This window comes from Dactylosporangium sp. NPDC051087 (assembly GCF_055586325.1).
Genome location: NZ_JBVJIJ010000002.1, coordinates 196914 through 207244, shown reverse-complemented (window position 1 = coordinate 207244; position 10331 = coordinate 196914). Strand labels below are relative to the sequence as shown.

Here is a 10331-nt window from a genome sequence, read left to right as displayed (position 1 = left end):
TCTCCTTTCCGGGGGTGGTTTCCTCTTGGGTTGGGGCCGGTTCCCCCCGTGGCGGCCCGGAGGAGACCGGAACGGAAGGGGGCGCCCCACGAGACCCCCCCCCCCCGCCCCTTTTGCGTTGCCTACTTGGCGGTGGCGGCCTTCTTGGCGGGCGCCTTCTTGGCGGCCGTCGTGGCGGACGCCGTGGTGGTCTTGCGCGCCGTCGTCGACACGGCGGCCTTCGTGGCCTTCGCGGTGGCCTTCTTGGCGGGGGCGGCCTTGGTGGCGGCGGCCTTGGCCGGAGCGGCCTTCGCGGCGGTCTTGGTCGCCGTCGCCTTGGTGGCGGCCTTGGCCGGGGCGGCCTTCGCCGTGGTGGCCTTGGCGGTCGTCGCCTTCGCGGCGGCCTTGGCCGGAGCCGCCTTCGCCGTCGTGGCCTTGGCGGTCGTCGCCTTCGCGGCGGTGGTCTTCGTGGCGGCGGCGGCCTTCTTGGCCGGAGCGGCCTTCGGCACCTTGCCGGCGGCGACCATCTCACGGAAGCTGGCGCCGGCCCGGAACGCGGGCACCGACGTCTTCTTCACCTTGACGGCTTCACCGGTGCGCGGGTTACGCGCGGTTCTCGCACCACGCACGCGCTTCTCGAAGACACCGAAACCGGTGATGGCAACCTTGTCGCCCTTGGTCACGGCAGCCTGGATCTCGGCCAGCACCGCGTCCAGCGCCGCGTTTGCCGACTTCTTGTCGCCCAGGCGAGCGCTGAGCGCCTCGATGAGCTCGGCCTTGTTCACGTTGTTTCCTCCCGTACCAGAAATGAAGTCCCTGTGGGCAAGGTATCCCAACGCACACAGGATACAAACATATGACGGAAAAGAAATCGTTGTGGAGCAACGGGATCCGGCCGGGGGCTCATCGAGACGCCCTGCTGGTGCCTAGTGAACGACCGGTGTCCACTCCGGACGGCCTTGTTCGAAGGCGGTGATGGCGTCTTCGTGGCGCAGTGTCAGACCGATGTCGTCCAGGCCTTCCAGCAGCCGCCAACGGCTGAAATCGTCCATCGGGAAGGCCCATTCGCGGTCCCCCGCGCGCAACTGGCGGTCCTGCAGATCGACCGTTACCGCCAACTTCGGATCCGCTTCGATCGCGGCCCACAGTTCCTCGACGAGTTTCAGGTCCAACTCGACGGGCAGGAGCCCGGCCTTGAGCGCGTTGCCCCGGAAGATGTCGCCGAAACGCGGTGCGACGACGGCCTTGAAGCCATAGTTCTGCAACGCCCACACGGCATGCTCGCGCGAGGATCCGGTGCCGAAGTCCGGCCCGGCGACAAGGATCGAGGCGCCCGTGTACGCGGGATTGTTGAGCACGAATGCGGGATCCGAGCGCCATGCGTTGAACAAGCCGTCCTCGAACCCGGTGCGGGTGACGCGCTTGAGGTAGACGGCGGGGATGATCTGGTCGGTGTCCACGTTGGACCGGCGCAGCGGGACGGCCGTGCCGGTGTGGACGGTGAACTTCTCCATGTCAGATTCTGCCTGTCCTCTTAGTTCAGGTCCGCGGGAGCGGCGAGACGACCCACGACGGCGGTCGCGGCGGCGACCTGCGGCGACACCAGGTGGGTGCGGCCGCCACGGCCCTGCCGGCCCTCGAAGTTGCGGTTGGACGTGGAGGCGGAGCGCTCGCCCGGCTTCAGCGTGTCCGGGTTCATGCCCAGGCACATGGAGCAGCCCGCGAAGCGCCACTCGGCGCCGGCGGCGGTGAAGACCTCGTTGAGCCCTTCCTCCTCGGCCGCGGCGCGGACCGACGCGGAGCCCGGCACGACGAGCATGCGCACGCTGTCGGCGACCTTGCGCCCGCGCAGCACGTCGGCGGCGGCCCGCAGGTCCTCGAGGCGCCCGTTGGTGCACGAGCCGAGGAAGACCACGTCGACGGCGACGTCGCGCAGCGGCGTGCCCGGCGTCAGGTCCATGTACTCCAGGGCCTTCTGCGCGGCGACGCGGTCGGCGTCCTCGGCGAAGTCGGCCGGGTCCGGCACGCTCGCGCCCAGCGGCGCGCCCTGGCCGGGGTTGGTGCCCCAGGTGACGAACGGGGTGAGGTGGGTGATGTCGAGCGTGACCTCGGTGTCGAACTTCGCGCCCTCGTCGGTGCGCAGCGTCTCCCAGTAGGCCTTCGCCGTGTCCCAGGCCTCGCCCTTCGGCGCGTACTCCCGGCCCTCGACGTAGGCGAACGTGGTCTCGTCCGGCGCGATCATGCCGGCCTTGGCGCCCCACTCGATGGACATGTTGGAGACCGTCATCCGGCCCTCCATCGACATCTTCTCGATCGCGGGCCCGCGATATTCCACGACGTGGCCGCGGCCGCCGCCGGTGCCGACCTGGGTGATGAGCGCCAGCACCAGGTCCTTGGCCGTGACGCCCGGGGCGAGCTCGCCGACGACGTTGACCGCCATCGTCTTCAGGTGCGGCTGCGGCAGCGTCTGGGTCGCCAGGACGTGCTCGACCTCGCTGGTGCCGATGCCGAACGCGATCGAGCCGAACGCGCCGTGCGTGGAGGTGTGCGAGTCGCCGCACACGATCGTCATGCCCGGCTGGGTCAGGCCCAGCTGCGGTCCCATGACGTGGACGACGCCCTGCTGCGCGTCGCCGAGCGAGTGCCGGCGCACGCCGAACTCGTCGCAGTTGCGCCGCAGCGTCTCGATCTGGGTGCGCGACACCGGGTCGCTGATCGTCAGCAGGTTGTCGGTCGGCGTGTTGTGGTCCTCGGTCGCGATCGTCAGCTCCGGACGCCGCACCGGGCGGCCGCCGAGGCGCAGCCCGTCGAACGCCTGCGGGCTGGTGACCTCGTGGACCAGGTGCAGGTCGATGTACAGCAGATCGGGCTCGCCTGCGGCGGAACGAACGACGTGCGCGTCCCACACCTTCTCTGCGAGCGTCCGCGGTCGTGCTTCTCCCACCATCTGGACATCCTAAAGTTTGGGAGGTATGTTTCGGTCTGTGGGACACAGTATGAGCGGTGTTGGCGTGCTCGACAAGGCGGTGGTCATTCTGGCCGCCTGTGTCGACGGCGCCAGCCTGGCCGAACTGGTGGACCGGACCAAGCTTCCCCGGGCAACGGCGCACCGGCTCGCACAGGCCCTGGAAATCCACCGATTGCTCGTTCGTGACGCGCAGGGACGCTGGCGGCCGGGGCCGCGTCTCGGCGAGCTCGCCAACGCGGCACCCGACGTTCTCCTGACCGCGGCCGAGCCGATGCTCACCGCACTGCGCGACGCGACCGGCGAAAGCGCGCAGCTCTATCTCCGCCGGGCCGACGAGCGGCTCTGCGTGGCCGCCGCGGAGCGGGCCAGCGGCCTGCGCGACACGGTGCCGATCGGCTCGGTGCTGCCGATGACCGCCGGCTCCGCCGCCCAGGTGCTCCTCGCGTGGGAGCCGCCGGAGGCCGTCATGCCGCTGCTGCCGCGCTGCAAGTTCACCGGCCGCACCCTCGCCGAGGTCCGCCGCCGCGGCTGGGCGCAGAGCGTCGCCGAGCGCGAGGCCGGCGTGGCCAGCGTGTCCGCGCCGATCCGCGACCGCACCGGCCGGGTCATCGCGGCGATCAGCGTGTCGGGACCCATAGAGCGGCTCGGCCGGCGCCCCGGCGACCGGCACGCGATGGCCGTGGTGCGGGCTGGACAACGCCTCTCAGGCCTGTAGCCTCCGGCTCATCGAGCAAAAGCTCGACCGGAGGAACGTTCGTGCCTGAGTCAAACCCCGGCACTTTCGAGGATGCTCCAGAACAGGAGACGTCTGTGCCTGAGTCCACCCCTGCGGCTCCTGAGCCGATCGACGACGGCTTGTCCGAGGCGCCCGACACCCCCGAGGGTGAGGCGTCCGGCGTCGGGCAGGCTCCCTCGGGCGCGCCGGACCGGCCGACGACCGGCCCCGGCTCGCCCAGCCCCGACGGACCGCAGCGTCCCGCCCCGCCCACCGTGCCCGCCCCTCCCGGATCGACGCCCGCGCCGGCCGGGGGCAAGGGCGGGTGCCTGGGCATGGTGCTCGGCCTGATCGTCCTGGTCGCCGTCCTGCTGGGCATCGCCGCCCAGTAGCGGCCGCGGCGCCGGCACGCGCCGGCGCCGTGGCGACGGCCAGGATCCTGGCCGGCCGGGACCTACGCCCGGGTCACAGGTCCACGACCTCGCGGCCCAGCGGCCAGAACGCGGCCGGCACGAGCTTGAAGTTCGCGATCCCGAACGGGATCCCGATGATCGAGATGCACAGCGCGATGCCGGCGGTGATGTGGCTCAGCGCCAGCCACCATCCGGCGAGCACCACCCACAGCACGTTGGCCAGGCCCGTCGCCACCCCGGCGTCGGGCTTGGCCTGCACCGTACGCCCGAACGGCCAGAGCGAGTAGACGGCGAGACGCCACGAGGCCACCGCGAACGGGATCGTGATGACGAGCACGAAGCAGATCAGCGCGGCGAAGGCGTAGCCGACGAACAGCAGCAGGCCGCCCCCGAAGACGAGCCACAGCACGTTCAGGATGAAGCGAATCATGCTTCGATCATGCGCCTTCCGCGCCACCGCACAGGGTGAGGACCTCGTCGGCGCATCCCCAGGACAGGGTGACGCCGGCGCCGCCGTGGCCGTAGGCGTGCACGACCCGTACACCCGCCGCCGCCGGCGACGGGTCCGGCTCGACCCTGGGGCCGCCGTGCCGGGCGGGCCGCAACCCGGCCGCCTGCCACAGCACCGGCGCCCCGGCCAGCTCGGGGACCAGCTCCGTGCACCTGGCGAGGATCGCCGCGGTGGTGGCGGGGTCGACGGTCGTGTCCCACTCGCCGGGCTGGTAGGTGCCGCCGAGGACCACGTCGCGGCGGCGGGGGTGGACGTACGTCACTCCCGCCGGGTGTTCCTCGTCACGCACCGAGGTGACGAGCCCCGGGTTGGCGACGCCGACGATCTGGCCGCGGGCCGGGTGCACGGCCGGATCGTCCGCGAGCTCCCGCGCGGCGAGGCCGCCGCAGTTGACCACGACGCCGCCCGGCAGGTCGGCCAGGCGCTCGACCTTCCGCCGCACGACCCGGCCGCCGGCGGCCACGAACCGGTCCCGCAGCCAGCGCAGGTACGGCACCATCTCCACCGACGGGACGGTGAAGCGCCACTCGTCCCGCTCCTGCCGGAAGCCGGGCACCGCCGCCGCCCACCAGGGCGTGGGGTGCGGCCGGCGCAGGAGCATGCGGGTGGGCCGGGCGACGACCCCGGGCACGCCCGCCGCCGCCTGCGCGCTCAGCTCGTCGAACGTGCGCACGGCCCAGCGCAGGACCCGGGGGTCCGCGTCGGTGTGGCTGGGGTACCAGACCGCGGCGGCGAGCGCGGACACGGTCCGCCCGGGTTGGTCGGCGGTCACGACCGTCACCGCGTGGCCGTGCTCCTGGAGGCGGACCGCGCAGGTGAGGCCGATGATCCCCGCGCCGAGCACCGTGATGTCGCTTCCCATGCCGTCCACGTCACCACGCGCGGGCCGGTGCCGTCCAAGACCGGCGCCCTCCCGCGTGATAAGCCTGGCTTATGGAACTGCGGCGGCTGCGGTACTTCTCGGTGCTCGCCGAGGAGCTGCACTTCACGCGGGCGGCGGCCCGGCTGCGCATCGCCCAGCCGGCGCTCAGCCAGCAGATCCGGGTCCTGGAGCGGGAGGTCGGCGCGCCGCTGCTGGAGCGCGGCCGCGGCGGCTGCGCGCTGACCCCCGTCGGGGAGATCGTCGCCGCGGAGGCGGTCGCGCTGCTCGCCCAGGTCGACGGCGCCTCCCGGCGGATCGCGGCGGCGGTGCGCGGCCAGGGCGGGCGGCTGCGGCTGGCGTACACGCGCTCCGCGCGCGGCGGCGCCGTCGACGACCTCGTGGAGCGGTTCCGGGCCGCGCATCCGCTCGTGGAGGTGGTGCCGGAGACCGGCTGGACCGCGCCCAACGTCGCCGGGCTGCTGTCCGGGCGGTACGACGCGGCGTTCGTGCGGCCGCCGGTCGACGACGAGGGCATCCGGTGGCTTCTCGTCGGCACCGAGGAGCTGCTGCTCGCGCTGCCCGCCGGGCATCCCCTCGCGGCCCGCCGGCGGGTGCCGCGCCCGGCGCTGCGGGGCGAGCCGGCGGTGATGTGGCCGCGGGAGAACGGGCCCGGCATGTACGACCGGATCATCGCGCAGGTCTGGCCCGGCGGCGGCTTCGTGCTCGCCCGGCACGAGCCCGACGACGAGCAGCTGCTGCGGGCGGTCGCGGCGGGCGGCGTGATCGCGGCGGTCCCGTCCGGGCGCGCCCGGGCACTGCGGATGCCGGGTGTCGTCCTGCGCCGCTTCGCCGGTGCACCGCCGACCGTCGACATCGGTCTGGCCTGGGCCGTTCGTGACGCCGCCCCGATTTCCGCGGTCCAGGGCCTGCTCGCGCTCCTGCAGCCTTAAGGCGGGCTGGACCATACCTTAAGTGAGAGCGCTCTATCGACCGTTTTCCATAAAGGTTATTTACTGTTAACAACCCTTCCTTTACATTGAGCCGCATCACCCCCACTGCACGAAGGGAGCGATCGATGCGAAGAACGATCGCGCTGGTTCCGCTGGCGCTCGCCGCCATCGCCACGTCACTGTCCGTCTCGGCCTCACCGGCCGCGGCGCACGGCTACATCTCCTCGCCCGCCAGCCGCCAGGCGATGTGCGCCCAGGGGCGCGTCGCCAACTGCGGCGAGATCGTGTACGAGCCGCAGAGCGTCGAGGGCCCGAAGGGCCTGACGAGCTGCAGCGGCGGCAACGCCAGGTTCGCGCAGCTCGACGACCCGAACAAGGGCTGGCCGGCGACCGCGGTCGGCAACAACGTCACGTTCAACTGGGTGCTCACCGCCCGGCACTCCACCAGCACGTGGGAGTACTTCGTCGGCGGCACCCGGATCGCGGTCATCGACGACGGCGGCCGCCAGCCCGGCGCCACCGTCTCCCACTCGGTGAGCCTCGGCGGGCGCACCGGCCGGATCCTGGTCCTGGCCCGGTGGAACATCTCGGACACGCCGATGGCCTTCTACTCCTGCGTCGACCTGCAGGTCGGCGGCGGTGGCAACCCCACCCCGACGCCCACGCAGCCCACCCCGTCCCCGACGGTGAAGCCCACCCCGACCCCGACCCCGACGACCACCACGCCTCCGGCCGGTGGCACGTGGGCGGCGGGCACGGCGTACGCGGTCGGCGCCCGCGTCACGTACGGCGGCGTCACGTACCAGTGCCGCCAGGCCCACACCGCCATCGCCGGTTGGGAACCGCCCAACGTCCCGGCGCTCTGGCAGCGGGTCTGACCGTGTCGTCCGAGGGTGCCCCTCACCGGGCACCCTCCTCTCCCGGAGGGGTCGCGCCATGAAGCGCCTGCTGTTGCTCGTCACGGCGTTGCTCCTCGCCGGCTGCGCCGCCGCCCCGGCGCAGCCGGCCCCCGCGGGCGTCACTGCCACGTCGAAGGTCTACAACGACACCGACGTCATGTTCGCCCAGATGATGGTCGCCCACCACGACCAGGCCCTCTCGATGGTCCGCCTGGCCCGCACCAAGGCCGTCCGCGACGACGTCCGCACCCTCGCCGCCGCCATCGAGGTCACCGAGGCCGACGAGACCAAGACCATGCAGGTGTGGCTCCAGTCCTGGAACCAGCCCCCCACCGCCGCCGCCGACTCCCACGCCGGCCACGGCGGCGCCCACGGCACCAACGCCGACGACATCGCGGCGCTCGGCACCTTCGACGGCCCCGAGTTCGAGCGGCGCTTCCTCAACATGCTGGTGGCCCACCAGCACAACGCGGTCGAGATCGCCCGCATGGAGACCGGCTCCGGCGTCAACCCCGGCGCCCTCGACCTGGCCAAGCGCATCACCGACTCCCGTACCGCCGAGATCCAGCAGATGCTGCGCTACCTCGAGGCCGGCTGACCGCCCCCTACTCGCACCCGATCCCGTCGTGGTCGGCGTCGAGCCCGTACACGTCGGTGCCGATGACCCTGACCGGCCCCTGCACGTACGACGGCCCGTTCCCGCCCCCACCCTTGCAGTCCACGTCCACCGGATCGTTCGGCACACACGGCGAATAGTTCGGATTACAGTTCGCCGGCGCCTTCGTCGGCGGCTTGGTGGTCGCTTTCGTGGTCGGCGCTCTGGTCGGCGCTTTGGTCTGGGCTCCGGCCGCCTTTGTGGTCGGCGGCGGCGCGGTCGTGGTCGCCGCCGGCACCGTGCCGGCCACCGTCGTGCTGGACGACGCCGTCACGGCCGGGCCGGTCGTCCCGGTAGTCCCGGTCGTCCCGGCCGCCGGCACAGGCGCCGACGAAGCCCTCGGAAGCCCGAGCGCGCCGGTGCGGGTCATGTCGTCGCCACCGTTCGGCTCCTTGCCCCCGGCCGCCGCCACAACGATGCCGCAGAACACGAACACCCCGAGAACAGCCGCCCCGAGCACAAAGAACCAACCGCGCCCCGGAACGAGAACCAGGCTGACTGACCTGACCAGCACAACCACCCACCCCACGAACCACACGGCCACCCCCATCCGGGTCAGGAACCGCTGGGCCAGTTCGGCGGCAAGCTCACGCGAGTGCATCACCAGTGAGTTGTCGAGCGCGACCTCCACCTGGCGGCGGTCGCCGATGCGCGCCATGCTTTCGCCTGATGTGCCCAGCCCGCACGGCCGCGAGACAGCTGCCCTCGGTCAATGAGCACCAGCTGCGCGGCGGTGTGCATGCCTTGGAGCAACTCGTCCATCCCCGCGTTGCCGAGGCTGGTTCAGGGCGCGACGCTGAAAAGAACGCCGCGGTCACGGCTACCAAAGGGTTTGTAAAGGCGCCCGGCTCCGCATCACCTGCCTCCCAACGCTTCCAGTTGCGCGCGAGGTCGGCTTTTCTCGGCCAGGCGGGCGTTCTGGCCCGCACATCCGCCCACCCCCCAGCGATGCGCCGCGGTGACAACAACGCCGATCGACCAAGGTGCGCCTGTTGCCGAACCACGTGAACGTGCGCCGATGACCCCGGCCGACAACCCGACGCGGAGCCGACGACCAAGCCACCCTCCTGATCAAGCCCGCCCGCAGGGATGCCCCGTACGGCAGGGATGCTCCGTACGGCAGGGATGCCACGCGCAGCGCAATCCCTGCCGAGCGAAGCGCCGGCAGTGCGAGCGAAGCGAGCATGGGGGGGTGCGGGGTGGGAACCCCCCGCCTGGAGCGCGGCGGAGCCGTGCGCGAGGAACGCGGAAGTCCACAAACGCGAACGGGCCCAACCTGTGAACAGGTTGGGCCCATTGGACTGTAGCCCCGACCGGATTCGAACCGGCGCTACCGCCTTGAGAGGGCGGCGTCCTGGGCCGCTAGACGACGGGGCCCCAGATACTTGCTGTCTTGCTCTGTCTTGCGGTGGAACAATACAGCACCGCGATCTTGCTGCGGTGCTGGGGTACCAGGACTCGAACCTAGACTAACTGAACCAGAATCAGTTGGGCTGCCAATTACCCCATACCCCATTGGCGCTGTGTGCGCCGGTTGGAAACTTTACCGGAGGGATCGCACCAGGCCAAATCGGTTGTCGCAAACACGCCTATTCCAAGGTCAGGACCCTGTTGCTGAGCGCGCCGACGCCCTCGATCGAGACGGTGACCTCGTCGCCGGACACCATGCGGGAGACGCCGGCGGGGGTGCCGGTGAGGATCACGTCGCCGGGGAGGAGGGTCATGACGTGTGAGACATACGACACCAGGGTGGGCACGTCGAAGACCATGTCCTTCGTGCGGCCGAGCTGGCGGACCTCTTCGTTGACCTCGCAGCGGACCTCGACGTCGCTGACGTCCAGGCCGGTGACGATCCAGGGGCCGATGGGGCAGAACGAGTCGAAGCCCTTCGCCCGGGTGAACTGGACGTCCTTGCGCTGCAGGTCGCGGGCGGTGACGTCGTTGGCGGCGGTGTAGCCGAAGATCGCGGCGGCGGCGCCGGCCCGGTCGACCCTGCGGGCGCCGGTGACCCCGATCACGACGGCGAGCTCGACCTCGTGCTCGACCTGCTGCGACTGCGGCGGGATCCGGATCGCGTCGTTGGGGCCGATGATCGACGTGGACGGCTTGAGGAAGAGCAGCGGCTCCTTCGGCACCTCGTTGCCGAGCTCGGCGGCGTGGTCGGCGTAGTTGCGCCCGACGCACACCACCTTGCTGGGCAGGATCGGCGAGAGCAGCCGCACGTCGGCGAGCGCCCAGCGCTGACCGGTGAACCGCAGCTCCCCGAACGGGTGACCGTCGATCTCGGCGACGGTGAGTCCGGTGAGCCCGGCCGAGGGCTCGCCCTCGACGACTCCGAATGACATGCCACTGGCGTGGGCGAAACGAGCGATACGCACG

Annotated in this window: 12 protein-coding genes and 2 tRNA genes; 5 read left to right on the top strand and 9 right to left on the bottom strand. The window is 71.5% G+C overall.

All coding sequences use genetic code 11. The annotated features are described in order from the left end of the window. Window positions 1-122 precede the first annotated feature (122 nt). The 3 genes from ACZ6TV_RS04380 to leuC all read right to left on the bottom strand — a co-directional run bounded on the left by ACZ6TV_RS04380 (window position 123) and on the right by leuC (window position 2926). Window positions 123-764, bottom strand: coding sequence for an HU family DNA-binding protein (locus ACZ6TV_RS04380; RefSeq protein WP_465295270.1), 642 nt, complete (start codon window positions 762-764; stop codon window positions 123-125). Window positions 765-905: 141 nt separating this feature from the next. Further along, window positions 906-1493, bottom strand: a complete 588-nt coding sequence (gene leuD / locus ACZ6TV_RS04375; RefSeq protein WP_465295268.1) for a 3-isopropylmalate dehydratase small subunit — start codon at window positions 1491-1493, stop codon at window positions 906-908. Between the two features lie 20 nt (window positions 1494-1513). Next, window positions 1514-2926, bottom strand: coding sequence for a 3-isopropylmalate dehydratase large subunit (leuC, locus tag ACZ6TV_RS04370; RefSeq protein WP_465295266.1), 1413 nt, complete (start codon window positions 2924-2926; stop codon window positions 1514-1516). A gap of 49 nt (window positions 2927-2975) precedes the next feature. Between leuC and ACZ6TV_RS04365 the strand changes: the two genes are divergently transcribed. Further along, window positions 2976-3662 (top strand): IclR family transcriptional regulator, encoded by a 687-nt coding sequence (locus ACZ6TV_RS04365; RefSeq protein ID WP_033357786.1) that lies wholly within the window; start codon window positions 2976-2978, stop codon window positions 3660-3662. Between the two features lie 95 nt (window positions 3663-3757). Then, complete coding sequence (locus ACZ6TV_RS04360; protein WP_465295264.1) at window positions 3758-4054, top strand: hypothetical protein; 297 nt, start codon at window positions 3758-3760, stop codon at window positions 4052-4054. A gap of 73 nt (window positions 4055-4127) precedes the next feature. Here the strand turns inward: ACZ6TV_RS04360 and ACZ6TV_RS04355 are convergent, their stop codons facing one another. Together ACZ6TV_RS04355 and ACZ6TV_RS04350 are read right to left on the bottom strand one after the other, a co-directional pair. Then, window positions 4128-4505 (bottom strand): YccF domain-containing protein, encoded by a 378-nt coding sequence (locus ACZ6TV_RS04355; protein WP_465295262.1) that lies wholly within the window; start codon window positions 4503-4505, stop codon window positions 4128-4130. Window positions 4506-4512: 7 nt separating this feature from the next. Next, window positions 4513-5448 (bottom strand): FAD-dependent oxidoreductase, encoded by a 936-nt coding sequence (locus ACZ6TV_RS04350; RefSeq protein ID WP_465295260.1) that lies wholly within the window; start codon window positions 5446-5448, stop codon window positions 4513-4515. A gap of 71 nt (window positions 5449-5519) precedes the next feature. Here ACZ6TV_RS04350 and ACZ6TV_RS04345 point away from each other — a divergent pair, with 71 nt between their 5' ends. From ACZ6TV_RS04345 to ACZ6TV_RS04335, 3 genes are all read left to right on the top strand, one after another. Further along, on the top strand, window positions 5520-6398 hold the full coding sequence (locus ACZ6TV_RS04345) for a LysR family transcriptional regulator (RefSeq protein WP_465295257.1): 879 nt from the start codon (window positions 5520-5522) through the stop codon (window positions 6396-6398). Between the two features lie 125 nt (window positions 6399-6523). Next, window positions 6524-7276 carry a lytic polysaccharide monooxygenase gene (locus ACZ6TV_RS04340; RefSeq protein WP_465295255.1) on the top strand — a complete coding sequence of 251 codons (753 nt, stop codon included), beginning with the start codon at window positions 6524-6526 and terminating at the stop codon, window positions 7274-7276. Window positions 7277-7334: 58 nt separating this feature from the next. Further along, complete coding sequence (locus ACZ6TV_RS04335) at window positions 7335-7895, top strand: DUF305 domain-containing protein (RefSeq protein WP_465295253.1); 561 nt, start codon at window positions 7335-7337, stop codon at window positions 7893-7895. Between the two features lie 7 nt (window positions 7896-7902). Here ACZ6TV_RS04335 and ACZ6TV_RS04330 read toward each other — a convergent pair whose 3' ends face one another. The 4 genes from ACZ6TV_RS04330 to ACZ6TV_RS04315 all read right to left on the bottom strand — a co-directional run bounded on the left by ACZ6TV_RS04330 (window position 7903) and on the right by ACZ6TV_RS04315 (window position 10330). Then, window positions 7903-8610, bottom strand: coding sequence for a hypothetical protein (locus ACZ6TV_RS04330; RefSeq protein WP_465295251.1), 708 nt, complete (start codon window positions 8608-8610; stop codon window positions 7903-7905). 646 nt (window positions 8611-9256) lie between these two features. Then, window positions 9257-9329: transfer RNA gene (locus ACZ6TV_RS04325), tRNA-Glu, on the bottom strand. A gap of 66 nt (window positions 9330-9395) precedes the next feature. Beyond that, window positions 9396-9467 (bottom strand) — tRNA-Gln (locus ACZ6TV_RS04320). Between the two features lie 74 nt (window positions 9468-9541). Next, window positions 9542-10330, bottom strand: coding sequence for a fumarylacetoacetate hydrolase family protein (locus ACZ6TV_RS04315; protein WP_465295249.1), 789 nt, complete (start codon window positions 10328-10330; stop codon window positions 9542-9544). Window position 10331: the final 1 nt, after the last annotated feature.